The organism is Phreatobacter aquiterrae, from assembly GCF_053471285.1.
This window is the reverse complement of record NZ_JBJPHW010000010.1, coordinates 115109-140133: the sequence shown is the minus strand read 5'-3', so window position 1 is coordinate 140133 and position 25025 is coordinate 115109. Positions and strand designations below refer to the sequence as shown.

General features: G+C 67.3%; 42 protein-coding genes and 1 tRNA gene. 11 read left to right on the top strand and 32 right to left on the bottom strand.

Annotated elements, in window-relative coordinates; all coding sequences use genetic code 11:
* Positions 1 to 77: 77 nt before the first annotated feature.
* Both ACJ4V0_RS16070 and ACJ4V0_RS16065 read left to right on the top strand, forming a co-directional pair.
* Positions 78 to 335 (top strand): hypothetical protein, encoded by a 258-nt coding sequence (locus ACJ4V0_RS16070; protein ID WP_448300607.1) that lies wholly within the window; start codon positions 78 to 80, stop codon positions 333 to 335.
* Between the two features lie 137 nt (positions 336 to 472).
* A tRNA-Lys gene (locus ACJ4V0_RS16065) sits at positions 473 to 547 on the top strand.
* Positions 548 to 721: 174 nt separating this feature from the next.
* On the opposite strand, the gene ACJ4V0_RS16060 is transcribed toward ACJ4V0_RS16065, so the two are convergent.
* The 32 genes from ACJ4V0_RS16060 to ACJ4V0_RS15905 all read right to left on the bottom strand — a co-directional run bounded on the left by ACJ4V0_RS16060 (position 722) and on the right by ACJ4V0_RS15905 (position 19882).
* The gene (locus ACJ4V0_RS16060; protein WP_448300606.1) at positions 722 to 2026 is read right to left on the bottom strand and encodes a site-specific integrase; all 1305 of its coding nucleotides are present in this window, start codon (positions 2024 to 2026) and stop codon (positions 722 to 724) included.
* The gene (locus ACJ4V0_RS16055; RefSeq protein WP_448300605.1) at positions 2023 to 2313 is read right to left on the bottom strand and encodes a hypothetical protein; all 291 of its coding nucleotides are present in this window, start codon (positions 2311 to 2313) and stop codon (positions 2023 to 2025) included. The genes ACJ4V0_RS16060 and ACJ4V0_RS16055 overlap by 4 nt, the downstream gene beginning before the upstream one ends.
* Positions 2310 to 3050: a DNA N-6-adenine-methyltransferase gene (locus ACJ4V0_RS16050; protein ID WP_448300604.1), complete on the bottom strand. Its 741-nt coding sequence runs from the start codon at positions 3048 to 3050 to the stop codon at positions 2310 to 2312. The genes ACJ4V0_RS16055 and ACJ4V0_RS16050 overlap by 4 nt, the downstream gene beginning before the upstream one ends.
* Complete coding sequence (locus ACJ4V0_RS16045) at positions 3037 to 3975, bottom strand: DUF5131 family protein (protein WP_448300603.1); 939 nt, start codon at positions 3973 to 3975, stop codon at positions 3037 to 3039. The genes ACJ4V0_RS16050 and ACJ4V0_RS16045 overlap by 14 nt, the downstream gene beginning before the upstream one ends.
* Positions 3968 to 4258, bottom strand: a complete 291-nt coding sequence (locus ACJ4V0_RS16040; protein ID WP_448300602.1) for a hypothetical protein — start codon at positions 4256 to 4258, stop codon at positions 3968 to 3970. The genes ACJ4V0_RS16045 and ACJ4V0_RS16040 overlap by 8 nt, the downstream gene beginning before the upstream one ends.
* On the bottom strand, positions 4255 to 4647 hold the full coding sequence (locus ACJ4V0_RS16035; RefSeq protein ID WP_448300601.1) for a hypothetical protein: 393 nt from the start codon (positions 4645 to 4647) through the stop codon (positions 4255 to 4257). The genes ACJ4V0_RS16040 and ACJ4V0_RS16035 overlap by 4 nt, the downstream gene beginning before the upstream one ends.
* The gene (locus ACJ4V0_RS16030) at positions 4634 to 5068 is read right to left on the bottom strand and encodes an ASCH domain-containing protein (RefSeq protein ID WP_448300600.1); all 435 of its coding nucleotides are present in this window, start codon (positions 5066 to 5068) and stop codon (positions 4634 to 4636) included. The genes ACJ4V0_RS16035 and ACJ4V0_RS16030 overlap by 14 nt, the downstream gene beginning before the upstream one ends.
* On the bottom strand, positions 5068 to 5586 hold the full coding sequence (locus ACJ4V0_RS16025) for a hypothetical protein (RefSeq protein WP_448300599.1): 519 nt from the start codon (positions 5584 to 5586) through the stop codon (positions 5068 to 5070). The genes ACJ4V0_RS16030 and ACJ4V0_RS16025 overlap by 1 nt, the downstream gene beginning before the upstream one ends.
* 11 nt (positions 5587 to 5597) lie before the next feature.
* Positions 5598 to 5789: a hypothetical protein gene (locus ACJ4V0_RS16020; RefSeq protein ID WP_448300598.1), complete on the bottom strand. Its 192-nt coding sequence runs from the start codon at positions 5787 to 5789 to the stop codon at positions 5598 to 5600.
* Positions 5789 to 6319, bottom strand: a complete 531-nt coding sequence (locus tag ACJ4V0_RS16015) for a hypothetical protein (RefSeq protein ID WP_448300597.1) — start codon at positions 6317 to 6319, stop codon at positions 5789 to 5791. Before ACJ4V0_RS16015 ends, ACJ4V0_RS16020 begins: the two co-directional genes overlap by 1 nt.
* A 67-nt stretch (positions 6320 to 6386) precedes the next feature.
* Complete coding sequence (locus ACJ4V0_RS16010; RefSeq protein WP_448300596.1) at positions 6387 to 6632, bottom strand: DUF2312 domain-containing protein; 246 nt, start codon at positions 6630 to 6632, stop codon at positions 6387 to 6389.
* 40 nt (positions 6633 to 6672) lie between these two features.
* Positions 6673 to 6900, bottom strand: coding sequence for a hypothetical protein (locus tag ACJ4V0_RS16005; protein WP_448300595.1), 228 nt, complete (start codon positions 6898 to 6900; stop codon positions 6673 to 6675).
* Positions 6901 to 7145: 245 nt separating this feature from the next.
* Positions 7146 to 9233: a DNA cytosine methyltransferase gene (locus ACJ4V0_RS16000; RefSeq protein ID WP_448300594.1), complete on the bottom strand. Its 2088-nt coding sequence runs from the start codon at positions 9231 to 9233 to the stop codon at positions 7146 to 7148.
* A 65-nt stretch (positions 9234 to 9298) separates the two neighbouring features.
* Entirely contained in the window at positions 9299 to 10423 is a 1125-nt protein-coding gene (gene dnaN / locus ACJ4V0_RS15995; protein ID WP_448300593.1) for a DNA polymerase III subunit beta, read from the bottom strand.
* Positions 10424 to 10515: 92 nt separating this feature from the next.
* The gene (locus ACJ4V0_RS15990; protein WP_448300592.1) at positions 10516 to 11436 is read right to left on the bottom strand and encodes an exonuclease domain-containing protein; all 921 of its coding nucleotides are present in this window, start codon (positions 11434 to 11436) and stop codon (positions 10516 to 10518) included.
* Positions 11436 to 11573, bottom strand: a complete 138-nt coding sequence (locus ACJ4V0_RS15985) for a hypothetical protein (protein ID WP_448300591.1) — start codon at positions 11571 to 11573, stop codon at positions 11436 to 11438. Before ACJ4V0_RS15985 ends, ACJ4V0_RS15990 begins: the two co-directional genes overlap by 1 nt.
* Entirely contained in the window at positions 11564 to 12481 is a 918-nt protein-coding gene (locus ACJ4V0_RS15980) for an ead/Ea22-like family protein (protein WP_448300590.1), read from the bottom strand. The genes ACJ4V0_RS15985 and ACJ4V0_RS15980 overlap by 10 nt, the downstream gene beginning before the upstream one ends.
* Positions 12471 to 12803 (bottom strand): hypothetical protein, encoded by a 333-nt coding sequence (locus ACJ4V0_RS15975; protein ID WP_448300589.1) that lies wholly within the window; start codon positions 12801 to 12803, stop codon positions 12471 to 12473. Before ACJ4V0_RS15975 ends, ACJ4V0_RS15980 begins: the two co-directional genes overlap by 11 nt.
* Positions 12800 to 13003 carry a hypothetical protein gene (locus ACJ4V0_RS15970; RefSeq protein ID WP_448300588.1) on the bottom strand — a complete coding sequence of 68 codons (204 nt, stop codon included), beginning with the start codon at positions 13001 to 13003 and terminating at the stop codon, positions 12800 to 12802. Before ACJ4V0_RS15970 ends, ACJ4V0_RS15975 begins: the two co-directional genes overlap by 4 nt.
* Before the next feature lie 17 nt (positions 13004 to 13020).
* Positions 13021 to 13527, bottom strand: coding sequence for a DUF1643 domain-containing protein (locus tag ACJ4V0_RS15965; protein ID WP_448300587.1), 507 nt, complete (start codon positions 13525 to 13527; stop codon positions 13021 to 13023).
* The gene (locus tag ACJ4V0_RS15960; RefSeq protein ID WP_448300586.1) at positions 13524 to 13967 is read right to left on the bottom strand and encodes a hypothetical protein; all 444 of its coding nucleotides are present in this window, start codon (positions 13965 to 13967) and stop codon (positions 13524 to 13526) included. The genes ACJ4V0_RS15965 and ACJ4V0_RS15960 overlap by 4 nt, the downstream gene beginning before the upstream one ends.
* Positions 13964 to 14131 carry a hypothetical protein gene (locus ACJ4V0_RS15955; RefSeq protein ID WP_448300585.1) on the bottom strand — a complete coding sequence of 56 codons (168 nt, stop codon included), beginning with the start codon at positions 14129 to 14131 and terminating at the stop codon, positions 13964 to 13966. The genes ACJ4V0_RS15960 and ACJ4V0_RS15955 overlap by 4 nt, the downstream gene beginning before the upstream one ends.
* Positions 14128 to 14838 (bottom strand): GcrA family cell cycle regulator, encoded by a 711-nt coding sequence (locus ACJ4V0_RS15950; RefSeq protein WP_448300584.1) that lies wholly within the window; start codon positions 14836 to 14838, stop codon positions 14128 to 14130. Before ACJ4V0_RS15950 ends, ACJ4V0_RS15955 begins: the two co-directional genes overlap by 4 nt.
* Positions 14835 to 15023 (bottom strand): hypothetical protein, encoded by a 189-nt coding sequence (locus ACJ4V0_RS15945; protein WP_448300583.1) that lies wholly within the window; start codon positions 15021 to 15023, stop codon positions 14835 to 14837. Before ACJ4V0_RS15945 ends, ACJ4V0_RS15950 begins: the two co-directional genes overlap by 4 nt.
* A gap of 11 nt (positions 15024 to 15034) precedes the next feature.
* Positions 15035 to 15202, bottom strand: coding sequence for a hypothetical protein (locus tag ACJ4V0_RS15940; RefSeq protein ID WP_448300582.1), 168 nt, complete (start codon positions 15200 to 15202; stop codon positions 15035 to 15037).
* Entirely contained in the window at positions 15199 to 15696 is a 498-nt protein-coding gene (locus ACJ4V0_RS15935; protein ID WP_448300581.1) for a hypothetical protein, read from the bottom strand. Before ACJ4V0_RS15935 ends, ACJ4V0_RS15940 begins: the two co-directional genes overlap by 4 nt.
* The gene (locus ACJ4V0_RS15930) at positions 15693 to 16169 is read right to left on the bottom strand and encodes a DUF1367 family protein (protein WP_448300580.1); all 477 of its coding nucleotides are present in this window, start codon (positions 16167 to 16169) and stop codon (positions 15693 to 15695) included. Before ACJ4V0_RS15930 ends, ACJ4V0_RS15935 begins: the two co-directional genes overlap by 4 nt.
* Positions 16170 to 16278: 109 nt before the next feature.
* The gene (locus tag ACJ4V0_RS15925; RefSeq protein WP_448300579.1) at positions 16279 to 16818 is read right to left on the bottom strand and encodes a transglycosylase SLT domain-containing protein; all 540 of its coding nucleotides are present in this window, start codon (positions 16816 to 16818) and stop codon (positions 16279 to 16281) included.
* Between the two features lie 42 nt (positions 16819 to 16860).
* Positions 16861 to 17934 carry a phage recombination protein Bet gene (gene bet / locus ACJ4V0_RS15920; protein ID WP_448300578.1) on the bottom strand — a complete coding sequence of 358 codons (1074 nt, stop codon included), beginning with the start codon at positions 17932 to 17934 and terminating at the stop codon, positions 16861 to 16863.
* Positions 17935 to 17936: 2 nt separating this feature from the next.
* Positions 17937 to 18581: a siphovirus Gp157 family protein gene (locus tag ACJ4V0_RS15915; protein ID WP_448300577.1), complete on the bottom strand. Its 645-nt coding sequence runs from the start codon at positions 18579 to 18581 to the stop codon at positions 17937 to 17939.
* Positions 18582 to 18592: 11 nt separating this feature from the next.
* Positions 18593 to 19024: a hypothetical protein gene (locus ACJ4V0_RS15910; RefSeq protein WP_448300576.1), complete on the bottom strand. Its 432-nt coding sequence runs from the start codon at positions 19022 to 19024 to the stop codon at positions 18593 to 18595.
* A 159-nt stretch (positions 19025 to 19183) separates the two neighbouring features.
* Positions 19184 to 19882, bottom strand: a complete 699-nt coding sequence (locus ACJ4V0_RS15905; RefSeq protein ID WP_448300575.1) for a helix-turn-helix domain-containing protein — start codon at positions 19880 to 19882, stop codon at positions 19184 to 19186.
* Between the two features lie 158 nt (positions 19883 to 20040).
* On the opposite strand from ACJ4V0_RS15905, the gene ACJ4V0_RS15900 reads away from it, so the two are divergent.
* From ACJ4V0_RS15900 to ACJ4V0_RS15860, 9 genes are all read left to right on the top strand, one after another.
* Positions 20041 to 20526, top strand: coding sequence for a hypothetical protein (locus tag ACJ4V0_RS15900; RefSeq protein ID WP_448300574.1), 486 nt, complete (start codon positions 20041 to 20043; stop codon positions 20524 to 20526).
* Between the two features lie 163 nt (positions 20527 to 20689).
* The gene (locus ACJ4V0_RS15895) at positions 20690 to 21079 is read left to right on the top strand and encodes a hypothetical protein (protein WP_448300573.1); all 390 of its coding nucleotides are present in this window, start codon (positions 20690 to 20692) and stop codon (positions 21077 to 21079) included.
* A 15-nt stretch (positions 21080 to 21094) separates the two neighbouring features.
* The gene (locus ACJ4V0_RS15890) at positions 21095 to 21865 is read left to right on the top strand and encodes a helix-turn-helix domain-containing protein (RefSeq protein ID WP_448300572.1); all 771 of its coding nucleotides are present in this window, start codon (positions 21095 to 21097) and stop codon (positions 21863 to 21865) included.
* Entirely contained in the window at positions 21862 to 22341 is a 480-nt protein-coding gene (locus ACJ4V0_RS15885; protein ID WP_448300571.1) for a dATP/dGTP diphosphohydrolase domain-containing protein, read from the top strand. The genes ACJ4V0_RS15890 and ACJ4V0_RS15885 overlap by 4 nt, the downstream gene beginning before the upstream one ends.
* Entirely contained in the window at positions 22338 to 22580 is a 243-nt protein-coding gene (locus tag ACJ4V0_RS15880; protein ID WP_448300570.1) for a hypothetical protein, read from the top strand. Before ACJ4V0_RS15885 ends, ACJ4V0_RS15880 begins: the two co-directional genes overlap by 4 nt.
* 11 nt (positions 22581 to 22591) lie before the next feature.
* The gene (locus ACJ4V0_RS15875) at positions 22592 to 22939 is read left to right on the top strand and encodes a hypothetical protein (protein ID WP_448300569.1); all 348 of its coding nucleotides are present in this window, start codon (positions 22592 to 22594) and stop codon (positions 22937 to 22939) included.
* Positions 22936 to 23547 (top strand): MT-A70 family methyltransferase, encoded by a 612-nt coding sequence (locus ACJ4V0_RS15870; RefSeq protein WP_448300568.1) that lies wholly within the window; start codon positions 22936 to 22938, stop codon positions 23545 to 23547. Before ACJ4V0_RS15875 ends, ACJ4V0_RS15870 begins: the two co-directional genes overlap by 4 nt.
* 9 nt (positions 23548 to 23556) lie before the next feature.
* Complete coding sequence (locus tag ACJ4V0_RS15865) at positions 23557 to 24447, top strand: hypothetical protein (protein WP_448300567.1); 891 nt, start codon at positions 23557 to 23559, stop codon at positions 24445 to 24447.
* A complete protein-coding gene (locus ACJ4V0_RS15860) occupies positions 24404 to 24913 on the top strand; it encodes a hypothetical protein (protein WP_448300566.1) in 510 nt (169 codons plus the stop codon). Before ACJ4V0_RS15865 ends, ACJ4V0_RS15860 begins: the two co-directional genes overlap by 44 nt.
* The last annotated feature ends 112 nt before the right edge of the window (positions 24914 to 25025 follow it).

The following is a 25025-nucleotide window of genomic DNA, read 5'->3' as shown; positions in this document are numbered from 1 at the left end:
GCGTTCCAGTCTGACCGCCACAAGCGGAAGGGCTGCTGCTCTCGCAGCATGCCGACGGAACGATGAGGGAGTCTCAGATGACCAACAGACGAATGTTCTTCGCGACCATCGCGGGCCTCGTCGCCCTGGCGACAGGTGGAGTGGCTAGCGTGGCTCAGGCCGCTCCGGTCCAGGCTGCCCCCGCACCGGCAGCGCCCGTCGAAATGCAGTCCGAGCAGTCGCCGCGCGGTCGCGTGATGCGCCGTCGGAGCCGCGGCGCCTACCGCCGTGACTGGCGCAACCGCCGCCAGCGCCGCCGCTACTGGCGCCGCCGTGCCTATCGTCGCGGCTGGTAACTGCGAAGCCGCAGGGCCCGTTCCGAAAGGGGCGGGCCTTGCCGTTGTTGACTGTCGTTATTGCGGGGCAGGGGGCGCGGCCGGATGTCGCCCGGCGTTGACTTCCCCGTGCCAATCCGCCAAACCCGCCGCCGGATGGGCGGGTAGCTCAGCGGTAGAGCACGTGACTTTTAATCATGTGGTCGAGGGTTCGATCCCCTCCCCGCTCACCATTTCCAGCAGCAAGATCAAAGACTTGAAGCCTCCCCTTCGGGGGTTGGCACCTCAATCGGTTGGCACATTTCGGAAATGGTTGGCACCCGGCCTGTTTCTGGGCCCCCGCCGAGGCACCGGGGATTCGCGGCTGGATGCTCCTGAGCGGGTCCGCTCGATCCACATGCGCGTGCTCAATCGGTGTCGTTGCCTCGGATGAGCCGGCCCAGTCCGGCGCGGGCAGCGTGGATGGCAAGCTGGGCCTCGCGGACCGCTCGCCGGGTGTCCGCCTTGGCGGCATAGTGGTTCACCATGGCCTCGCTCATGCCGACGATGATGGAGACCATCCCGGTTTCGATCCCGGCCTCGCGCAGCAGAATGACGGCGTTCTTTCGCAGGCCGTGGAACACCAGCCCGGCTTCCTTGATCCGCCGTAGCTCCGCGCGCCTCTCCTTCTCCTCGGGGGTCCGCCCTGGATAGGTGCCATTGAACAGCCGCTGCCATTCGCGCTTGAAGCTGGAGAGGGTCCAGGGCTCGCCGTCGCCTTTCAGGTGCATCGCGGCCGCGTCGGCCGGGCAGAGGTCGGCGATCATCGCCCGATAGTCGGCATGGATGAGGATGGGGACATACACGCCGGTCTTCTGCGCGAAGACGTCGATCTCGGTCGCATCCTTGGCGGGCCGGACCATCTTCATGACGTCCACCGACCTCTGGCCAGTGTAGAGGGCCGAGATCACCGGGAGGTGGAAATGCGTCGGCGCGCAGGCGAAGAAGGTCTTGATCGCCCAGTCCGGCCAGGGCTCATAAGGGACCGAGTCCGCGATCTTCTCGGAGGCTTCCGCCACGTTGGTCAGGCAATAGCCGCGCGGGATGCCGAACTGCAGGACGACCGAGAGCACCGCTCGAAACAGGTCCGCCGATCTGGGTGTGGCCGAGTGCGCGTCGATCGCTGCCTGCACGTCGACCGTCGTGAGGTCCGCAACGCGGGCATCGCCCCAGACCGACGAGATGCGGTCGAGATACCGGCCATATTGCTCCTGGGTCGAGGGGGCGAGGACGAGGAACCCCCGCGCCCGCTTCTTGGACCGGCGGCCGCGCCGCTTCGGCTCGTCACCTTCCGGCTGCGCGCCGCCGAAGCTGCGATACTCATCGACCAGCGCGCGGAATGTCTTGCGGCCGAGGGCGAGGTCGGAGGCCCTCTCTTCAGCCGCCTCTACGGCCGCCCAGAAGCCAGGCGCGTCCTGCTTGGGGTCGGGGAGAGCGTGCGCCGTGCCGCCGCCGTCCATGAAGCTCCAGGCCCACCTGTCGCCCTCTTTCCTGGCATAGAGCCGCTCGCAGAGTTTGGCGCGGGTCCAGAAGAGGGGGTCGGTTGCGTTGTCGGGCAGGCGGACAGGCGGCCAGCGGTCCGGCCGGCGCCGATGCTTGGCGAAATAGTGGAAGATCCTGCCGTTCGCCTTTTCGACGCGGTTGACGTGCGGGGGCAGGGGGACGGTGCTCATGCCGCCTTCGTCTTACGTTTCCCGACCTCCTGTCTATAGCGTTCGCCGAGGGTGAGGGGGGCGGCCGCCTCGGGCGATTGCAGTTGGCTCTCCTGATCCATCCAGGCGTCTATCGCCTTCAGGTCATAGTTTCCCGTCGTGGCATCCGGCCGGGGGAAGCCCCGGCGTTCGAGCTCCTGCCGCTTCTCTTTGAACATGCGGGGCGTCAGGAACAGCCGGCGCGCGGCCTTCTCCATGGGGATGTGGCGCGGGTCCACCCGGAACTGGATTTGGTTGGGCCGGATCATGCTGCCTCCCACATCCCCTGCGCGACGCGGCGGAACCGCCCCCGCTGGAGCGTCTGCCTGATCTTCGCCTCGACATTCCGGTTGCCGCGCGCCTTCGGATGCTTCGAGAACTGGCGATACAGGTCGTCAAGCCGCACAGGGCCTCGCTGAGCGCGTATCCAGCCGCCGACGACCTCCGCCCACGTCGCGGCGAAAACGGCCGCCACGAGCCTCGGCAGCGTCAGCGGCACGAACTGCCCTTTGATGCCACACTGGGCCAGAACGTCCGCATCCTCGACGCCATAGGCGCAGAGCACCGAGGGCGCCCCGGCGTTGGCCGCCGCCCGCCGGCCGTCGACATAGTGGAAATGCAGCCGGCCCTCCAGGAACAGCACCGCGGACGACTGCTGCCAGACGAAGCGGGTGAAGGCTTCCGTCTCGGTCCGGGCGAAGATCAGGGCGACGCCGCATCCGTGCGCCGCCATCCGGCCGAGCCACTTGCCGATCAGCGCCGTCGAATAGGGCGGGTTCAGCCAGACCCGGCCGTCCCATCGCTGGAGCAGGCCGTTGTCCTCGACGGTGAGATGGCGCGATGCCGTCGGCCATGGCCGGGTGACCGGCGCGCAGGGGTCGAGATCGAAGGACGCTGGCCCGCCGAGGGCCGCGATGACCTCCGGCGGCGTCAGCCACTCGTTCGTGCCCGACGCCGCCGAGTGATGCCCGCCCATGCTGCCGTGGATCGCTTCAGTTCCAGCCATCGCGGGCCTCCCGGACAAATGCTTCGCTGCTCAGCTTGCCGGTTGCGCCCGGCGCGGCCCCGAGCAGTGCGCCCCAGCCGGGGAGCGTCGGGAAGGCGTCGTGGACCTTGAAGTCGATCGTGCGGCCGCTCAACCGCCGGCCGGTCCGCCGAACGGTTGCCCCATCAGGAAAGCGGAAGTGCTCGCCCGGCCCCCCGACCTCGCTGACCGACACCCACTCGCCGTTCTGCTTGTGGTGGAACGCCTTGCCGGCGGCCGCTGCCTGATCCCGCAGACTGCGGAACCAGTCCGGGTGCGAGGGCCGCGCCTTGTGGTCGCCCTGGTCCGTCTCGCCGCCGCTGATGATCCAGTCAGGCATCCAGCCGCCCTGAAAGTCGATCATGCCGAGCAGCGGCTCGAAGCTCCCGAACGAGAAGAGCGCGCCAACCTGCCCCGCCGCCGCCTGGAGCTTCGATCCATCACGCAACCATTCGTGCTGATTGGCGAAGGTCGCCCCGATGGCGACGTTCGGCGGCAGAGGGCGCTCGCCCCGCGCCGGGTCGGTCAGCTTCACGACATTGCCGATGCGCTTGGTCAGCAGCAGCCAGAGAAGGTTGGGGGTCGCATCCATCAGCGCGATGAAGCGATGACGCCATTCGGCCGGAACCGCCGTGTCGAAGGGGTCGCAGAGCGAGGGGAAGACCCACGCCCGCTCGGTGCTTCCGGCGGCCGCTCTGCTCCAGGCGAGGGGCTTCTTCCAGTAGGCGTCGGACATGATGGAGCGGGTGCCCTCGCCAGCGCCCGGCTCGCCCCAAGCGACGCGCCCCATGCGGGTGTCCATGAGGTGCGCGGCATAGCAGCCGTCGCAGGCCGGCGAGACGCGGCTGCAGCCCGTCCAGGGGGAGAACGTGTATCGAGCCCAGGAAATGTCGGTGCGTTCAGCCACGGTCGCTCTCCTCGTCTTCCTGCGCGGGGAAATCCTCCGGGCAAAGGCGTTCAAAGGGGATGAGCGCGAGGCGCGCACCTTCGGGGGTGAGGGAGAAGCAGGCGTTCTGCCCGCCCGAATTGGTGTCGACAGCCGCGAAGCCGGCCTGAACCATCTCGCCCCACGCGACGCCGATCATGCCGCCCGGCGCGCAGAAGTAACGGTTCCGGTAGCTCCGCATCGTCTTGTTCGGCAGGCCGAGAGCATGGCGGGCGAGTTCGATCTGGACGGGGGTCATCGTCATGGCGTGCCGACCGCCGTCGGCGAGACCCCCGGCAGCGGCGAGAGCTTCGGCTTGCTCGCGTGCTTTTCCCGGATCGCCGCGACCTTCGTCCAGACCCGGTTGAGCTCGGTCTCCGCGCTCTTGCTCTGATCGACGTTGAGGGCGGTGCAGAGGGCCGCGAGCGTCACCATCACGCCGCCGACCTCCTGCTCCTTCTCGCCCTTCGGCCTGGAATAGACGTAGGCGATCAGCTGGCTGGCCTCGTGAGCCGTGCAGCCGGCGACCTGAGCAAGCTCCAGCGCCTCCTCGAGGAAGCGATGGGCGCGCTCGCGGCGGTCGCGGGGGACCTCGCGGCCGAAGCATTGGTTCATCCAGCGCCCGACGCGCTTCTGGAAACTAGGCGGAGCCATGGGCGGCCTCCATCGCAAAGGTGGGGGTGAAGAAGCCGAGCGCGCCCTTGCAGGGCGTGAAGGGCAGGGGCCTGGCGTTGCGGATCACGAAACCGCGCGCCCCGACGAACCAGGGTGATGTGGATTCGGTCACGCAATCGACGATCTCGCAGATGCCGACGATCCCGCCCCGGTCGAATGGCGGCGCCATCGGGTCGAGGATCTGGACCGGCTCCCCGGTGACCGGATGGACGCCGCGCCAGAGGTCATCGGCGACGTCCTTGTCGAGCTTCTGGCCGGCGTGGATCAGCACCTCGCCGCGGAACCTCGTCGGCCAGTCGCGGTTTTCGATGTCCTTGTGGCCGTTGGCGATGAGCCAGGACCACGGCTGGATGATCGAGAGGGCTCTAAGCCCGCGCTGAAGGTCGGGGTGGAGGCCCATCACAGGCCCGCCGACGCGAGCAATGGGAGGGTGGCGGTGCGCTCCGGCGGGATGTCCGCCGCATTGACCGGCACGAAGCGGGCGATGCCGTCGGCTTCCTCCAGAACGTGCGGGATCGCCTCGGACCAGAAATAGCCCTCGACCTCGAATTCGAGGGGGAAGTCCGACGACATGGCGTTGTCGATCTCGTTCTGGACGCACTCGTCAAAGCCGCTGACGACGGTTTCGTAGTCGCCGTCCGAGATGAAGCAGTTCGCATCCGGCCTGATGCCGAGCACCGTGACGAGGCGGTCGTCGCTCACCTGGACGATGGCGGTGCCGCGCTTCTCGTGCCAGCCGAACCCGATGCGCTGGCCGACCTGGACGGTCTGCTGGCCCTCTCCATCGTCGAAGCCGTCGATGATCCATCCGCCTTCGGGGTCGCGCTCCCTGATCCATGCGCTCGGTGTCGCCCGCAGGCTGGGGACGCTCTCGTCCAGAAGGTCGAAGGGTAGCCACGATCTGGCAGTGCTGGACATGCTTGCCTCCTTCAGAGAACTGCCGCGCAGGCGCGGGCGAAAAGGGAAATGGAATGGGAGGCCGCGACCATCACCAGCGCCCCGAGCAGGCCAGCGGCGCAGAACGCCACGGCGAGGGTGAGAGCGCGCAGGGATTGGGCGCGCACCACGCTGAAGCGCGGCTCGTGGCTTGTGGTCCGGCCGGGGTTGTTCCGTTTCCACATCACGCCGCGCCCTGCAGATGGGCGAGTGCCGGCTCTGGAGCCGGCTGGTAATGGATCGGGTGACCGGCCGGGAACCGGCTCTGGTGGTCAGCGACAGCCTCGGCGAGGGTCGGGTGGCCCTGGCTCATGCGGGAGGTCTCGGTGCGAGGCTCCCGCTGGTGAAGGGTGATCTCCAGGCATCGCATCTTCGGGGCGACGGCGAGCCGGATGGCCGCGTCGTGCGCCATCATCACTGCGACGGTCAGCTGGTTGAAGTCGAAGGTCGCGAGCGGGTTGCGCCACTGGAGGACCATGTAGGTCTTGCGCCAGACGACCGTCTCCCAATCCACCGGGGCGTTGTAGATGCCGTTGCCGATGACGCCGATCAGGGTGATTGCCCGGCGCTGGAACGGGTTGAGGACATCGGGTGCGGCGAGCCAGCCGCGCGCTTCGTTCGCCCTCCTCGTTTGGAGGGCGGTGGGCTTGCGGCGCTTGGCTGCCGCAATGTTGCACTCCATCCAATCGACGTGATCCATATTGTCGTAGCTCATCGGGCGGCTCCTGCGGAGGGAAGGGGGCCGGCTCCGAGAGGGAGCCGACCCTGTGGCGCGGTGGCCGTCAGGCCATGCCGAGCGCCTGCAGGTAGAGGTCGAGGATGCTCTCCTCCTCCATCCGCTCGTCGCGGTCCTGCTTCCGAAGGGCGACGATCTTGCGGAGAACCTTCGTGTCGAAGCCGTTGGCCTTGGCCTCGCCATAGACCTCCTTGATGTCCTCCTGCAGCGCCTTCTTCTCCTCCTCGAGGCGCTCGACGCGCTCGATGATGGACTTCAGCTGATCGGCTGCGACGCTCTGAGTGTCGACCATGGTCTTCCCCTTTCAAGGGTTCGCTGGGTGGTGGGGTGGATCACGCCGCCGTAAGGGCGGGGTGGAACAGTTCGGTCTGTCCGGCAGGCCAGAAGAACCGGCAGTTCTCGTCCTCCGAAGGGGCCTCGCCGGGGACGAGAAGGGGGTCATCGGAGAGGATCAGGAACGGCTGCCGGTCGGGGGTTGGGGCGGTGCCCGAGTCCTGGTGGCGGTAGCAGTTCGGGCGCATCGGGCACCTGCGCGAGCGGCACATGGCGATGTCGGGCATGTCAGGCGCTCCTGCTCTGGCCGGCTGCCCGCCGGCTGGTTTCCTGCCCCCGCGCGGCGCGGCGGACCTGCGAGATGACGTTGGCGCTGGCCCTGCAGGGCTCACCGTCCCTGATCCGGCGGGAGACGACCGCCACGAGGCGGCCCCCCAGCCTGATCTTGCTGTGCTTGGCGCCCCGCTCGACCGACCAAGGGAGGCCGGTTTCATCGAGCGCGGAGACAAGGTCCGTGGGAAGCCGGCGCATGTCAGGCCGCCTCCGCCATGGTCTCGAAGAGGTTCGGCGCGGGCCGGGAAGCCTGTTCAGCGGCGATCAGTCGTCGCTTCAGGACGTCTCCCCATGGCTTGTAGGTCGGGGCCGCCTTCAGGCTCGCCGCATTGGTGACGTTCGCCCGGACGAGGGCCTCGGCGACCTGCGGGCAGACCGAGTTGCCGATCATGCGGGTCTGCGCGCCGCGCGAGAGCGGCTTGCCCCGGAACATGATGTCGAGCTTGTAGCTGTCCGGGAAACCCTGGGCCCGTGCCAGTTCGCGCGGCGTGAGCATCCGCAGGCCGATGTCGGCGACGATGAAGTCGCCCACCGTCACGAATTCCCGCTCGTCCCAGCACCCGAAGCCGCGGAGGAAGGCGGCAACCTGCCGGGCGCGGTCAAGCTGCGCGTCCGTCATCGGCGGCATGGAGGCCGAGACGTCGGCGAGGGCGAAGCGGGCCTTCGACGTCACCACCCGGACCGGCTCATCCATGGCCTGACCGTCACGCTCCGTCCCGTAGTAGGGGACGAGGGTTGCGCCGATCCTGCCCTGATGCCCGCCTTCCGCGGTCACCGTCGACAGGGGCTGGTCGATGTCACCGTTCCCGGCGACGTTCGAGCCGTAGAAGTTTGTGAGGAGCGCCGCTTCCACCACCGACTGCGTCGAGCCGAGGCCGACAATGGTCGAGAGAGGATCTTCGACCGCGTGGCCGACCATCCCGGTGTTGTTCTGCGTCAGGAAGACGGCCGCGAGCGAGCCCTGATTGCCGGTCGGCACGACCGTCCCGATGGGCTGGTCTGCCGCCATCGTGCGGGGCTCCTGGCCCGGCCGTTCGCCGTAGCGAGGGACGAGGAAGGGCGCGACCATGCTGAGCCCCGCCCCTTGCGAGGTGACCGTGTGGGACGGCTCGTCCATCGCCGTGTGCGGCTTCTGGCTGTTCCTCATGGTCATGAGGTGCGGCGCGATGATCTGGTTCTGGTCCTTCACGCTCGCGGTGATCGTGTTGACGGGGTCTTCCGGGCTCCGGCTGCGGCCGCCCTGCTGCGCGTAGGAGAGGACAGGGGCGATGAGCCCGAGGGGGGCCGCCCCGCCGGCCCGCTTCAGGAACGAGTTGGCCGTGATGGTCGGCATCGGCGTTTCGAGGCTCTGGCCGTCGGAGTCGTGGCGGAAGATCGCGAGCGTCGGGGCGACGATGCTGGAGTCCGCCTTCGACGTGACGGTCTGGAACGGCGCGGTGACCGGGCGCTCGGCGCTCTGGCCCATGCGGCCGCCGACGCCGACGATGAAGGGTGTCGCCGCGTCGAGGACGTAGCGTTTCACGCCCTTGGCGATCCTGGCGAGCGTCGCCTTCTCCAGCGGCCGCTTCGCGCGCAGCTTGTGCTGGGCATAAATCTGCTCGGCGGTGTCGAAGATCGAGGGCGTGACGAGGGACCAGTCGATGATCCCGGCGGCCGTCTTCCACGGCAGCTTGGCGCCGCGCGCCACGGCGGCGGAACCTGGCGCGGCGTGGGTGCCTTCAGGCCAGACGATCGGCAGGCCATCGCAGCGCGCAACGATCACGAGCCTGTCGCGAACCGTCGGCGAGCCGTCGTTGCAGGCTTTCCGCATGCCCTTCTCGACGCGGTATCCCTGCCGCTCCAGCTTGGTGACGAAATCGGCGAAGGTCTGGCCCTTCCGCTTCAGGCACGGCTTGCCGTCGCGCGTCAGCGGACCCCAGTCCTGGAACTCCGAGACGTTCTCCAGGAAGATCACCTTCGGCCGGACCGTCTTGGCCCAGCGGAGCGCGACCCACGCGAGACCGCGAACGGCCTTGGAGACGGGGGCCGACCCCTTCGCCTTCGAGAAGTGGCGGCAGTCCGGCGACATCCAGAGCATGGCGACCGGCTTGCCGGCGGCGAGCTTCGTCGGGTTCACCTTCCAGACGTCCTCGGTGAGATGCACCGTCGTCGGGTGGTTCGCCTCGTGGAGCGCGAGGGCTTCGGGGTTGTGGTTGATGGCGAAGTCGGGTTCGCGGCCGAGGGCCGCCGTGATGCCGAGCGAGGCGCCGCCGCCGCCAGCGAAGGAGTCGATTACGAGACCGTCCATGGGGAATTCCTGCCGTCTGAGGATGGGGAAGGCAGCGGGCGACGATGCCGCCCGCCGGTTCGGGGTCAGACGCGCATCGGCATCAGGACGAAGATCGACAGGGGGTTGCCCGGCTCGGTGAGCTTCATCGGCGAGCCCGGCGTGTCGAGATGCAGGGCGACATTCTCGCCGGTCATGCTCGACAGGATGTCGATCAGGTATCGCGCGTTCATGCCGATCTCGGTGCAATGCGGGTCGACCGTCTCGGTGTCGACGATGGAGACGCACCGGACGAAGTCTTCGGCGGCCCCGCTGTCGGGGTTGATCGTGGACAGGCAGATCTCCTCCGCCTCCGCGTTCACCGTCATCTTGACGGCCCGGCCGCGCTCGGTGGCGATTGTCGACACCCGGTCGATCACGGCCGCCAGTTCCAGCCGGTCCAGCGTCAGGATGCGGGGGCTGGCCGAGGGGACGACCCGCCGCCATTCCGGGAAGGTGCCGTCGATGAGCTTCGAGGAATAGGACGTCTCGCCGACCTTGACGGTGATCTTGGCGGCCGAGATGCCGAATTCGAGCGGGGAGCCGGCGGCCGCCAAGTCGATGATCCTGGCCACCGAGCCGCGCGGAACGATCACGCTCTTCATCTCGGTGAGCCCATCCGGCAGGGCGACCGAGGTCTTGCAGAGCCGGTGGCCATCGGTTGCCACCGCATTGAGGTTGCCGTCGGCGATCTCGATGAAGATGCCGTTCAGATAGTAGCGGGTTTCCTCGGTCGAGATGGCGAACTGCGGTCGGCGGAAGAGTTCGAGGACAGCCGCCGCCTCCAGGGTGAAGGTGACGTCCGGGACGTTGTCGGCGATGTTCGGGAAGTCGGAGGCCGGGATCGTCGCGAGCGACATGCGCGACCGGCTCGACGAGATGTCGATCCCGTCGTTCTTCGCCGTGATCTTGATCTGCGCGCCCTTGGCGAGCTTCTGGACGAAGCTGCGGAGCTTGTCGGAGGGGGCGGTGGTGTCCGCGCCGCCCTCGACCTCGGCCGGGACGGTGACGCTGACCATCTCGTCGAGGTTCGTCGCGTGCAGGGTCGCGGTGGCGCCAGAGAAGGCCACCCGGACGTTCGACAGGATCGGGATGGCGCTCTTGCGCTCTACGACCTTGTCGCAGAACTGAAGCGCCTTCAGGAAGGCTTCGCGCTCGAAAGTGGCGTGCATGAGGTCGGCTCCGGTGGTCAGGTGAAGTTGTTCTTGTTGACCTTCCGAATATAGGGAAAAATATCCGATCTGTAAACAAAAAAATACCGATCTCAGGCAGAAATCTGAGATTTTTCCTCATCTCCCATGTTGTCGATGTGGCTGGCGCAGGCTGTGACGAGGGCCAGATACTCGGGGCTGCCGTCATCGATATGGTTCTCGAAGCGGTGGTGCGCCGACTCCTTCCACCAGCGCCGAAGGTCGTCCGCTGACGTCGCCTTCAGGATCGCCTTCAGGGCCATCTGGACATAGGTGTCGCGCTCGCGGCGCTGTAGCTCGCGGTCGGCATTCCACTTCACGTCCGGTTCCATGTCCGACCTGTCCCTGAGCCAGATGAGATAGTCCTTCGGGGGCTGGTCCCACCCGGAATTGCGATGCTTGCCGAAGGTGATCGTCGGATAGACCGCCGGCTCGGCCGACCACGCGATGAGCGTCTCGACGTCGTAGCCGTCCTGCAGCATGTGCTTCAGGAGGACGGCCGTGACGATGCCGTCATGGAGCGCGCGGTGGGGTAGGGGGGCGATCGTCTCGTCGAAGAGAAGGCCGAGGTGGTATCGGAGCGTCTGGTTGCTGTGCCCTGGCGCGTCGGGGTAGGCGCGCATCGCGCACTTCCATGTGCAAATCCAAGGGACATCGCCGGTCATGGCCGGCAGGACGAAGCCTTGCTCGAAGGCGGCGTTGTGGGCGGCGAAGGCTCGCACTGGAGGGCGGCCCGGCGGCTGGCCGATTACCGCCTGCCACGAGCAGGCGAAGGGCGGGCAGTGCGCCACCTGATGATCCCGGATGTGATGCACCGCCATCGCGCCGGCCGGGATCGGTGAGCCTGGATTGAACAGCGCGTCGCGCATGTCGGCGATCATGGCGCTGCCGTCCGGCCGGAAGAGCAGATCGACCGCGGCCGCTTCGACGACCTTGGCGCCGGGCTCGAGACCCGTGGTTTCGAGGTCGACGACGGAGATCAGGAACCCGTCCATCAACCCCTCCGATAGCGGGATAGACCCATCAGGATGCAGAGGCCGAGGATCGTGCCCCCCATGATGACCTGCCCCCAGCCCTGAGCCGTCGCCATGAGCAGGATGCCGCCGGCCGCGAAGGTGAGCATCATGAACATGGGGGTGGCTCCTGGCGCAGATCGTAAATGGGCTCGAAACGGCCGTCATAGAACTCTTCGGAAGGGCGAGCCCAAAGATCCCCCGTCTGCTCGCAGCGATAGACGGTCACCGGCTCCATGTCCTTCAGCGGTCGGGCTGTCTGGACTCTGGCCATCCCGACGACGGCATAGGTCGTGCCGCGCTTCTTGTGGCCGTAGCGCGGCGAGGGCGCTGTCAACCGTGCGAGGGCGGCTTCGGCGGCCTCGGCGCGCTTCTCGGCCTCCTTGCGCTGCTCGGCAGGCGTCTTCGCCAGCACCTTCTGCACGGTCACGATGTATCGCTCGAAGGGCTCGCTCTTGGCGCTGAACGACATCTCGATGTTGTTCCGAGCCCCTGTCTCGCGAAACCACTCGACGAAGACCAGAGACATGCGCTCGACCACAGGGCCCGCGACCGCCATGTCGAGCCGGCCGTTCTCGAGGTGCATGTGCTGGAGCGTCGGGTCTGTGGCCCGCCGGAGGTCGGCCATCGCCTCGTCGCGCGCCGTCTCCGTAGTTTTCAGCATCGCTCGCAGCTTGGCGATCTCACCTCTGGCCGCCTGCGGGGCCGGCCGCGCCACCTTCTCGATCTCGTCAGGCATGGTGGACTCCTTGGCGCGTAATGCCGCCTCTGCGGCCTCGATCCTGTCGAGCAGCGCGATGATCGTTTCGGGGTTCGCGGCGGCGATGAACTTGGCGTTGCGCGCGTGCTGGGCCTCGGGCCGGTTGCTGTCGTCGAAACCGCTCCACGCGACGACGGGCGTCCGCTCGCCGCACTGGACCTCATTGATCTTGCCGCCCTTCATCCAGGGGCGGAGCTTGTTGCGGTAGTGGGTCCACGGCCCGCGCGTTGCCGCCTGGGCCAGCTTCCGCAGGGTGTCATCCTTCACGGTCGGCCTCCTTGGCGCGGAGGAGGGCGGCGAGAGCGGAGTGGGATTCGGCGGGTGTCATGCGCTGCCACTTACGGTCCTCAATGATCGCAAGAGCTTCGCAGGCAGAGAGCCCCCCACGTTCCGCAAGTCTTGCCAGGCTTTGCCCATGGTTCTCGCGAGCCTGCCGTTCATGCGGTTCCATGATGTGCCATGGGACGCTGACGACCACGACAGACACACCCGCCGACCTGACCTCGCTGATGATCTGCTCCGCGCGCCATCCGAGCATGATTGGCATCCGCTTCAGCCCCTCCACGCGGTCTGCAAGGTTAGCGGTCATCGGGACTTCGTCCGGGTGATGGCGCGGGCCTTCTTCTGACGCTTGCGGGCGGCCGCCTTGACGGGGTCGGCGCGCTGCCGCCGGGGCTCCGACGCTCCGAGCGGCGTCCGGTGGTAGCTGACCCAGCCGTCGCGTCGATAGTCGCTGTCCATGGCTGGTGTGAAGGCGGCCCCGCCGAGAACGGCTGCTGCCGCGGTCATAATCAAACGCCGGTCTCTCATTTTGCCGCCCTCCAGGGCATCGGCCGAAGGTCGGCGCGCAGATAGAGCGGGTGGCCGGGGTGGCCGCCCTTTGTCCACGAGAGCGCCTGCGGCTCGCGGCCGCTCTTCGCCCGGATGAGGTCGAGGACGGCCGCGCCCCGGCCCTGGAACTCGCCATGCACGCCCCAGCCGCAGACGATCTCGCCGCTGCTCTCCTGCACGATGTTGCGGAGGTGGGCGTCGTTCTCGGGTCCGATGGGGTCCGGCGCCGCGCGCATCACGGCGGGGTCGGTCGCCCGGAAGGCGAAGATGTTGCCGAGGACCAGCCGACCGAAGCCCCACGCCTTGGCGTAGGCGATGCAGCGGCGAATGGTCGGATCGTCGTTGTCCTCGTCCGCGGTCGAGGGGTTGAGCAGGACAAAGCCGACGCAGGGGCCATCCCGCCATTGCCGGCGGAGCACGTAGCGCCACGAGCGGCAGGTCGAGAAGACGGCAGCGGGCCGGTCGAGGGGGATAAGGGTCACGATGCCACCTGCGCGCGGGAAGATCCGATCCACGTCACCCACCAGCTGCTGTCCTCGTCGAAGGGGCCGACCAGCCCCCCGCCGTCGGGGTGGGGGTCGTGGACGATCTCGCCGTCGGCGATCACCACGGAATGGCCGAAACCGCGCGGCGACTTGCCTCCGAGGATGGCGCAGAGGCCCGGACAGAAGGCCCCTGTCGCGGCGAGAACGTCCTTCAGCGATGCGTCGCTGCCGTAGGCGACGTTGATCGGCACGAGGCCGAGGCTGGCGAGAAAAGCCCGCTCGTTGAGGCTCGCTTCTGCCCCGCTGATGCCCCCGTCATAGACATGCGGGACGTCGGCGATCGGCATGTCGAGGATGGTTGCCAGCGCGGCGCGGTGACAGTCCCCATACCGGCCATTCGCCGGGTCGTGTGCGATGCTCTGCTTCTGAGGGGTCATTTGGGGCCAACCTTCTCGGGCTTGTAGGGGCGCATGTCGATCAGGAACCAGATGCCCGTTCCGGCCATCCTGGCGTGGGTCATCAGCCATTCGCCCGGATACATGAGGCTCCGGTCCTTCCATTCCGACGAGAGCGTCATGACGCTTTGACGAACCGGGCTCATCGGGTGACCTGTGCCTGGAACAGGCGGTCGAGGGGCGTCGGCTGCCATGCGACGGCGACCGGGTCGGGGCGGGCCGGCGGCGGGACCGGCTCGTGCAGCGTGGTGCGGTCGACGGTCCATGCGGTCCGGGAATGCGCCTCGCAGTAGGAGCCCTGGTTGGGCCTCGGCCAGTTGCGCTTGATCCGACCGCAGAAGAGATGCCGCCCGCGGTCATCCTCCGAGACCGGGAAGCGGCAATCCTCGGGCTTCAGGTCGATCAGCGGCACGCACTTCATCGGCGCGTCGGAAAGCCCGATGGCTGCGGCCGCCTCCGCCACCGTGTCGGCGACGCGGGCCTTGGCGCGGTATTGGAGCGGGGCCTTCGGCGATGGCGCTGGGCGCTTCGGCTTAGGGGTGGCGGGGGGCCTCTCCTTGATGACCCGCGCCTTGCCCGCCCCGATCCGCAGGGAATGGCTCTCACGGCTTGCCGGTGCCGGGAACTGGCGGGTGTCGACACCTCGGCCCTCTCGTTCACGCCGGACCGCACCTGCAACCATGCTGCGCGTCACCATCTGGCCGAACTGGTGCTGGACGTCGGCGGCGATCTCGGAGAAGGACGCCCCGCCCGCCGTCTGGCGCTCCAGCCATTCGCACATGGCCGGTGCGCGCCACGGGATGCTGACCGGGCGGGCTGCCGCGAGGTCGGCGATGGAGACATGGGCGTTCATGGCGTCTTCCCTTCGATGATCCGTCGGATGGCGAGGCGGCGCTTCCGGTCCGGGATGCGCTCGGCGAAGGCGGTGTTGATCGCCCTCCCCAGTTCGATCCGGGCCCTCATGCGGGCATCGGAGTTGGGCTTGGTCTTCCCGACGCGCGCCTTCAGCGCCTCGAATTCTTCGAGATCGACGGCCATGCCAGCCTCCTTCAATCCAGCGCCGCGACGGCAGCTGCGACTTCCGGTTCGACGACCATGCTGCCGCGGATGGGGTCGTCGTGCTCGGCCTCGACATCGGGGGGCTTCACCCACCTGGCCCTGGGAAGGCGGTGGACGCTCGCCGACGGCGGCGCATTTTCACGGTGTCGCGCGGTCATGCCGTTCCTCTCTTGCTGCTGAAGCTGCGCTGGCCACGGCCGGGGAACGGCCGGGACGGAATCTTCCTCTTGAACTTCTGCCGCTGCGGCTCGGCGGCCGGCTCGCCCTTGGCGAGGATGCGGGCGCGGAACTCGGCCTGAGAGGTGGTGAGGTGGCGCACATGGGCGGCCTCGCCGATGTCGGAGCCGCGCGTCGTGATCCGGGACGTGCCCCCGAGGCCGAACGTCCTGACGTCGTGCGCTTCCGTCGCGATGGCCTGAATGTGCTTGGGGTCGTTCTGCGGCGGGACGAAGTCCTGCGCCTCGTTCGACCAAGGGCGGTCCTGGAGCGGGGGGCGATGATCGAAGCGGACCTTGGACGCCTCGGTGAGCGGGGCGCCCGTCGCGGCGCAGCGGCCGCCTTGGTTCAGCAACACCTGGACCTTGACGGCGGCCGGGATCGCCTTGCGGAGATCGGAGGTCTTCAGGCCAGCCGGGCGGATGGGATCGGTCACGCGGCGTTCCTCTTCATGCCCATCTCTTCCTTGACGGCGCGGATGAAGGTGTCCGTCCGCATCCCCTTGAAAATCTCGCGGCAGATGAGGTCGATGGCCGCGTCGAAGAACTGCTTGAACTCGGCCTGATCCATGCGATCGAGCGCGATGGAGGCGGGCTCCTTGATCTCTGTCCCGTCCAAGAGGCGGATGCGCTCGACGTAGCCGAGGCCGACCTTGATGGCCTTGTGCAGCTGCTTGACGTTCATCCAGTCGCTCGAATTGCGAACTGCAGAGCCGAGACAGGCCCAGTAGAGGTTGAGATGCGGGGCGGATCGGCTCTGCCAAATCCAGACCTGCACCTCGCGGCCGAAGCCGTAGCCGGCGAGCCGCTCCTGATCGAAGGGCGTTGAGGGCTCGAGCCTCGGGCCAAGGCCGACCCGCATCATGATCGGAGGGTCTTCCGGGTCGCGTTTGCGGGCGGCCTTGGCCATGCTCATCGCTCCCCGGTCGGCTTCGAGGGGAAGGCGGCGCTCGCAAAGAACACCACCGCGACGACGCCGAGCGCGCCGAGCGTCAGGAGGATGTCGACGCCGAGCGCGCTCACGACTGGTTGCCCATCTGGCGGGCCAGCGACACCACCCTGACGCCGTAGGCGGTGCATCGCGGCCGCGCATACATGCCGAGGTTGTGGCGGGCCACGTAGGCACATGCCGTCGATCCGCCGGAGGCGAGGCGCAGGTGCGTCAGGCCCCAGTGAAGGTTGGTCGCCGGGTCGAGGAGCGCGCTGCAGGCGCCCCGGAAGCCGATGCCGCGCGCCGTCGGGCACTTGATCTGCGTCAGGCCGTATTCGCCGGCAGCGCCGCGCACCGAGGGTCGATAGTTGGACTCCAGCAGCACGACCGCATGGGCAGTCGCGACGTCGACCCTGACGCGACGGGCCACCTGGCTGACGAGAGCCCGGACTTCGGCGGTGCCACCGAGAACCCGGCCGCGCGGACGCGGGACCGGGACAGGCGCGGCGAGCGGGGCGCGGTGCCCGGCCCAGAAGACCTGCCAGAGGTCGTCGCCGGCACGAGCCGGAGCGGCGATCCCCGCCATCAGGATGCAGGCGGCCGTTGCCGCGAAAATGGTTCGCTTCATGAAAAGACCCCAGATTGTTTCAGGTGATGGAACCGAGCGCCCTCAACGGCGCTCGGCGAAGAACTCGGAGCCGCGCTTCATTGTCGGGGCGACCTTCATGGCCGTCTCCAGGCGCGGGTCGATCTTGCCAGCGGGGGTGAGGCGGGCTTCCGCCTCCTCCCACTGGACCTTCATGGCGAGGAACCGCGAGGGGTCCTTCGCCTTGAACCCTTCCAGCGACGGCCGGTTCTGCCGCTTGAACGTCGTGATGTCCTCGGCGCTCTGGCAGTCCTTCTGCAGCCAGCTGACCACCCGGTCGAACAGTTCCGGGATGGCGACGTGTTCGATGGGCTTGGACGGGTCGAGCCAGTCGATCATCAGGCTCTCGGCCTTGGGGCCGACGCGGGTGATCCGGCGCTTCTCGTCCTCCTCCATCATCTCGGTTGCCGAGAGGTCGAGGAAACGCTCCTTGTCGACGCTCTCCTCGGCATAGACGCCGGCCGTCTGGTCAGGCCAGCCCTTGGCCAGCGCGTTCGCCTCGGCGCACTTCGCGATCATGTGGCGACCCATCCGGGGCCAGAGCCCCTTGCGGTCGATCTCGTAGCGGCCGGTCGGGACGTTCTTCTCGGCCTCGCGGTCATAGGTCCAGATTTCGCGCACCGGGGCATACTCGTCCCAGTGGGCGACCCCGGTGATCTTGTTCCAGACGCCGCTGTCGTCGAGCTTCCAGACGCGCACGACGCAGCGGTCGATCCCGAGCGGGTTGGTCGCGATGTCCTTCAACCGCTCGTCGAAGTGGAGCTCGAATTCCTCCTCGTCCGGCCGATAGTTCTTCTCGCGGGCGGCGCGGGCGCGGAGCCCCTGGATCTTCACGATATGCAGCACCGACCGGCGGGCCGGGTCGTGCTTGTTGAGGACGACCGCGGTGATCTCGTTGAGCAGCGGGTCGTGGCCCGAGCGCCGGGCGACCTCGATAAAGAAGTCGAATTCCGGGCCCGTCAGGTCGGCTGCCTGATTGCGCTTGATCAGGTCGATCTGGCGCGGGGTCCAGCCGAGTTGCCGGGCCTGGGTGATGGGGAGCGGCGCAGAGATCGGCGGTGCCGCTTCGGTCGAGATGGCGAGGGCGCTGGCTGACATGGTCACTTCCACGACAAGGTGAGAGACTGGCCCTGATCTTCGAGATGAGCGCCGGGGACGGGCGGGAATTCGATCTCGACCGAGGCGCGCTGCGCGGCGGCCTCCTCGTCCGTGACCTTCTTCTTGGCCACCGCCTTGTCGATGGCGGCGAGCGCCTTGGCGCGATCGCGCAGGGCCTTGCCGAGGGCCGTCTTGTCGAGCTTGGCCGGCTGGGCCTCGTAGAACTTGGCCGGCACCTCCAACTCGTCGGTGATGAAGAGCTTCGCGGCCGACCCCGAGAGGTAGATGGACGCCATGGGGAAATCCATCCGCTCCTTGCCGGAAATCTGCAGCGCCTGCTCGACCAGCGCGCGGGTGGCGTCGATCCTCTTGTCGAAGCGGGATTTCCGCTCCTGCATGGCCTTCAGGCGGAGCGCGGCGCCCTCGACCAGGATCAGGTCGTTCTGCATCAACTCCAGCGCGCGGGTGATCTGGCCTTCCAGATTGACCTCGCCCTCCAGGGTGTCGGCGACGGCCTCCTGATCGACCTCGACGCTGTTTGCATCGCTGCCTTCCGGGACCGGGCCGCGAAGCAGGGTCTCGATCTGCGCCCGGAGCGTGCGGGCGGCCATGATCTCCTGATGGAGATAGTGGGGTGCGGACGACATGGTCCCCTCCTTCAAGCGGCTTGCTGGGTGGTGGCCGCCTCGGCGGCGGTGATCTCGGAACGCTGACCGGCATTGAGCAGGTCGATGTCGATCTGGCCGGCAGCGACCTTGTGCCACGCGGTCGTGGTGCTGCCGCTCAAGCTCCGCGGAGCTTCGACGCCGGAGATCAGGATGCTCGACGACCGCTGGTCGAGGCCGGACTTCAGCCGGAAATCGCCCTCGCAGCCGCGGGGGCGGCGGATGGAGACCATTCCGTCATCCCGGCCCGCGCCGATCCAGACGCTCACCATGCCGTCGGGCTGGAACCCTGCGGCGGCGACGACGTCCGGCGCGATACGGAGGGCAATGGTGTGCCTGGAATGCCGAGCGACGCGAACCGCGCCCTTCAGGCTGTTGTTCGTCGCCCCTCGCTTGGGGGTCGCCTCAATGACCGAAAATGACATGCTGCCCTCGTTGTCAGGTGGCCCGGCCTTCTAAGGAGGCTGTTGGGCATGACAACGAGTATAGGGAAAAATATCAGATTGTCAATCAAAATATAAGAAAAGAATACCGTTCTCGACACCAAAGCAGGGAAATTACCCGAACAACAACCCGCCGCCTGCTCAGGCGAGGTGAGCCGGCGTGTAGAAGCCCAGCACCAGATAATCGAGCGTCACGCGCTGGTCATCGGAGCCGACGACCTTCAGTTTCGGGTCAATCAGGATGCTCTCCTGATGCTGAGGGTCGGTTGAGACGGGCTTCAGTTCGTAACCTCCCGCTGTATAGATCAATTCGCGCACCGTGCGCTCGCAGAGGGTGCCGAGCCAGCGCGAGATCACCAACAGGTCGTGGTTCGCCGGCTGGTGCCTGGCATCGGCGAACGGGGTGACGATTACATAGCCACCGTCGCCCACCTTTCTATTGACCGAGTTGCCGTCAACACGGAGAGCGAACTGCTCTGCATTTGCGAAGCGCGGATCAGGACTTGCTGGGATAAGCGGGTCCGCGAGTTCTACTGCTTTACTTGAACGAAACGCCCCGGCTTCCACGACTCCCACTACAGGGACCCCTCGAATAAATGTTGCTGATGCTCTTAGACCGGGAAATTTCTCCTCCGTATACCCCATCAGATATGAGGGAGAACACTTAAGTATTTCCGCGTATCGAGCAATCATCTCTGGGCTGTTGGGCAGCTTGGATTTCCCCTTCTCCAAGCTGTAAACAGACGACACATCAACCCCAAGAAGGCGGGCAAGTTCCGGCGCCTTCATGTTTATGCGGTCGCGTTCTTCGCGGACTCGCTCTCCGAAAGTCTTGGTCACTGCACGTCACCCCTCAATACCACTGCCGCGCCCTATACTCCGTTGGCGCGGGCTGAGCCATCGGCCTAAAAACCCGATCCGAAGATTTCTGTTGCCAGAGATCGGTAAACTTTCCATATTCCGACTAGAGACTGCTTTCCCGGCCCGAGGCCCGCCTGATGTCCAACTCCGAGAGCGTGCTCAGCCGGCTGCAGATTGCAGACGCCATTGACGCATACGATGCTGAAATTTCCGTTCTTCAGTCGGGCAAGCTCTGTACCTTCGTTTCCTACCGCGAAGCGTTGAAGGGTCAAGGGGTTGCTGCCGATGCTGTGCGTGCGGAAGTTGCCGCCCTGAAGGCCGCGATCCGGCAGCGCCGCGCCCTGGCCAACCCATCGCCCGGCGCCGAGGAGCGTGAAGCCCTCGCCGACGAAATCCTCCTGGAGATCACGGCCTCCTCGCGCGTGGCGCACGGCGCGCGAGATCAGTCCAGCGGATCGCGCCAGTCCGACCAGCCCCGAACCGAGGCTGTGAGGTCGAGCGGCGAGGGCGGCGCTGGGGAGCCGACCGCCCTCGTCCTCGACACCGGCGCTGGGGAAGCCGCCGATGAAGAGATCGGAATTCCTGCGTTCCTGACGCGCCTGCCGTCTGCCGGAGCGTCGTAGATCATGTCCCGCCCAACTCGTTCGACAATGGCCGCAGCAAGTGCCCCGATCGAGTTGAACTCATTCATTGGCGTCCTCCCGTTCCAACGAGAGGCAATCTGCCCGTCATCGCTTTGCTGGAGCGCAAAAAGGTGTGGCGATGGGCAAAGTGTGGAGGGGTGAAATGTCCACGTCGGATGAGCGTTACATCGACGTTGCGGCCGAGCGGGTCGAGGAGATCGTGCGCTGGAATTCGCGCGGTGGCGGCGACACCCAGAAGGCCATGAAGCAGGTGTCCCGCCGCTACGGCATCCCCTACGGGGTCCTCTGGGCGCTGCGATACAGACGGCCCAAGGGGATCTTCTGGGACGTCGTCGAGAAGATCAAGACCGCCTACGCGGCCGAATGCCATCGGCAGGCCGTGAAGATTTCAGAGCGCATCAACGACATTGCTGGGGAGCATGGTCATGAGATTGCTGAAGCTGTGGAGCGTCCGATTGGCGATCTACTTCGCCGAGAAGGCGCACCTGTTCAATATCCGTCCGGGTCATGCGACGGCGTTCTTCGGAACTAAAGATCGGACCCGGCCGTGAGCGCCGCGGTGGGACTGTCCCCCGACGACGTTCGTCCAGCCAGGGAGCGCCCGGCGGCCTTCGCCCGTCCCGTCGCCCGTCCCGTCGCCTCTGCCATCGTCCGACTGCCCGGTGGGGGAGTGGGGTTCGCGCATGACGAACGCCTGAAGGCCGCCATGCTGGCGCGGCGCCGGCAGGCGGCCATGGACAGCGACCGGCGCGAGGCCGATGCGATGGAGCAGCACCGGCAGATCGTCCAGAACAGCATCGCGTCGGCAGCCCCGGTCGCGGAAACCCTCGTCCGCGAACGGGCCCAGTCCGTCATCCGGGCCGGTGTCTCCAGCAAGGCGGCATGGATCGAAGCTGTCGGCCAGACCGAGATGGTCAAGGCCCTGTTCCTTGTGGCGGTCAGCGACGATGACGCCAACCGGCTCCACCGCTTGCTCGAAGGCTTCACCTCCTTCACCCGCTACCTCTGCCTGAAGCGCGGCATCCCGGTCGACGCGGTCATCAACACCACGCGCCTTGCCCGGATGATCGTCGAGCACGTCGCCGAGCGACGGGGCGTGACCCCGGCCGACATCTATAGCCGCATCTGCCGCCGGGAAGTGTCGCGAGCCCGGCAGGAGGTCTGCTTCCTCCTCCGCAAGCACACGCGCTGGTCCTATCCCGGCATCGGCCGGTTCCTTGGCGGGCGCGACCACACCACCGTCCTGCACGGCGTTCGGACCTACACCGGGCTCGTGCTGGACGGTCGAGAGAAGGACATCGGGGAGATGCACTCATGAGCGCCGCCGAATTCAAGCTGCCGGACAACAATCCGAAGACCGCGTTCGGCATTCTCAAGCCGAGCTTCCATGCGATCCCGCCGGCCGCGATCGTCTATATGGGCCTCGCCTTCGCCGACGGCGCCCCGCGCTATGGGCTGATGAACTGGCGGGGCAAGAGCGTCAGCTTCAGCGTCTATTACGACGCGATGATGCGGCACATGATGGCCTGCTACGATGGCGAATGGCTGGATCGCAAGAGCGGGAAGCCGCACCTCGGCCACGCCATGGCCTGCCTCGGCATCCTCGCCGATGCGTTCGAGACCGGCCGCCTCAACGACGACCGGCCGATCCCCGGCAATTTCTCGGAGATGGTCGACCGGATGACCGCAGAGGCGACCGCCCGGCAGGAAAGCCTCATGGCCGCGAACGACGACCAGTCCGACCCTGGAGACGAGAGCCCGGCGGTGTCGGCAGCCCTCGGATCAGCGCCGTGAGCTTCTGGGGCCATCCGACCCACACGCCGGCCACGCCGGAGTTGATGAAGGCGATCAACCAGTTCCACGAGCGCGCCCGGACATCGGGGCGCGACGTGGCGCTGAAGGTTGCCCATGTGACCCTGAAGGCGTCTGCGCTGTTCATCGCCTCGACCGACCCGAAGGACGCCATGGCATCGCTCGACGCCGTGCGCCACACCGTCGAGACGGAACGGATCGCGCCTGACCGGCCCCGGTAGGGGGGCGCGCGATGAGGCGCGGGGGCAATTCCAAGGGAACGCGGGTCGCAACCGTCGTCAACGAGATGTGCGCCTACGACCGCTTGCCTTCAGAGGTGCGAACGGCCGTGCGCGATGCGGTCTTCGCCGTGTCCTCCCTGGACGCGATGGAGTGGCTCGCTACCGGGCTGGCCCCCGACATCGTCGCGAGGGCCGTCAAGATCAGCGACGCTGACCGCACTGGCCTCGCCGCCTTCGTCACCTATGGGAGCGACCATCCGGCCGCACACCCGGCCCCTACGCCTTCGCTGCTCCGCGAGTATGGCTTCATCGAAGCCGCCGCGAGGCTGGAGATCAACCGGACAAGGCGCACACCATGAGCGACCACGAGACCATGACCGGGGTTGAGCGCGGACAGGCTCGCGCGATCCTGATCGACCCGCCCTGGTTCATGTCGGGCGGCACCAAGCACCGGCCGCAGCACTATCCAAGGCTCCGCGACAGCGAGCTCGTGAAGATGCCGATCCGCGAGCTTGCCCACCCGGAAGGCGCATGGCTCTTCATGTGGGCGACGCCGCCGAAGCTGCACCATGCTATCCGGCTCGGTGAGAAGCTGGGCTTCAAATACTCGAGCCGCGCGTTCGTCTGGATCAAGACGCACCGCAGGCTCAACGGGCTTCAGAGCGCGATGTTCGTCCACCCTGACAGCCTCCACCGGGGGCAGGGCTACACGACCCGCAAGAACGCCGAGGACGTCCTGCTGTTCCGCATCGGCAAGCCCATGCGTCAGGCGAAGGACGTCTTCGAGGTGATCCTGTCTCCGCCGCGCGAGCACTCCCGCAAGCCGCGTGAGACCCAGGACCGGATCGAGAGGTTCTGCGCCGGGCCATATCTCGAGATCTTCTCCCGCGAGCCCCGGCACGGATGGGCCAGCTGGGGCAACGAGACCGACAAGTTCGCCGGGGACACCCATGCCCTTGCAGCCTGAGCTACGGTCATGACCCGCTGGTATCGGGCCTATGAGGGCACCGTCACCGACGCCAAGCTGCACGAGGCGGCTGTCGTCGCTGGCGTGTCGCGCTCGGTCGCCATCGCCACCTGGCACGCATTGCTGGAGGCGTGCGCCTCGGCGCGCGGCGGCCAATACGACACCTCGCCGCGCCGGATCGCCGTCATCCTCGGGGAGCCCATGGCGGCCATCGAAGGGCTGTTCGCGGCCCTGACCGAACTGGACCTTCTGGCTGACGGGCAGGTCGTCGCGTGGGCGCGGCGGCAATTCGAGAGCGACAGCAGCACCGAGCGGTCCCGGAAACACCGTGAAACGAGACGCAACGCCGATGCAACGTTGCAGGGACGTCGCGCGACGCCACCAGAGACAGAGGCAGATACAGAAGAGGTGGGGGGGGGACGCGAGAGCGAGCCAGCGGTTACCGTCGTGGCAGCCCCGGCGCCGAGCCCCGCATCGCTGTCACCTGCCATCGCGATCCGAAAGGCCCTCTGCGCTGCCTTCGAGGAGGCGGGCCGTCTGCCGCCGGCCATGCACGACGTCACCGTCTGGGTCGAGCGCGGCTATGACCCCGAGATGGTCATCGGCATCTGCCGGGCGGGGATCGCGAGGGGAGCGAGCACCCTGTCCTACTTCTCGGCCCAGCTGGACCGGGAGCACGCCCGCATCGCCGCCGAACGTGCCCGCCCACCGCCAACCGTCGTCGACCATCAGCCGGCCGTCGTCTCGCTCCAATCGCCCTACCGAGGAAACCGCAATGGACGCCCTTCCGTGCAAGACGTCGCCCTCCAGGCCCTCGAACTTGCAGATGGCCGAGACGCTGCCCCTGACCGTCGGGATGACGACCTCGTTCTCGTCGCCTCTCCCGGTCTCCCTCACTGAAGGTCCGTCGCAGCGGGCCTGCCGTGACCTGCTGGCCGCCATCGCCGCCGAGCCGGAGACGACACCCACCCGCGAAGCCTTGGCGCTCACGGTGCGCCTGATGGGCTCCTACACCCGCACCGACGTCGGCGACCCGGCGGTCTATAGCCAGGGCATCGCCACCATCATCGCGGCCTATGCGCCGTGGGTCACGAGGGACATCGCCCACCCGCTGCGCGGCCTGCCTGCCTCGCTGCGCTTCCTCCCGGCCATGGCCGAGGTGAAGGGGTGGTGCGACGCGAAGCTGAAGGAACTCGCCGAGATGCGGGCGCGGGCGGCTTGCCGCCTTGCCGACTTCGAGCGAGCGGCCGCCGCTGCGGCTGCGCCCAAGGCCGAGCCTATGACGGACGAGCAGCGCGAGGCCCGCGCCGAGCAGGTCCGCGCCCTCATGCGGACCCTGGATCGTTCCCGCCGCGCGGCGGCATAGGGGCCGCAATCCGTCCACAGCCCCTGTGAATGGCGCGGGTCCAGTGCAAGACAGCGCGCGCTCGGATTCCACCATCGCGCCATCTGCCGCAACCCGGATGCACGCCCAGACG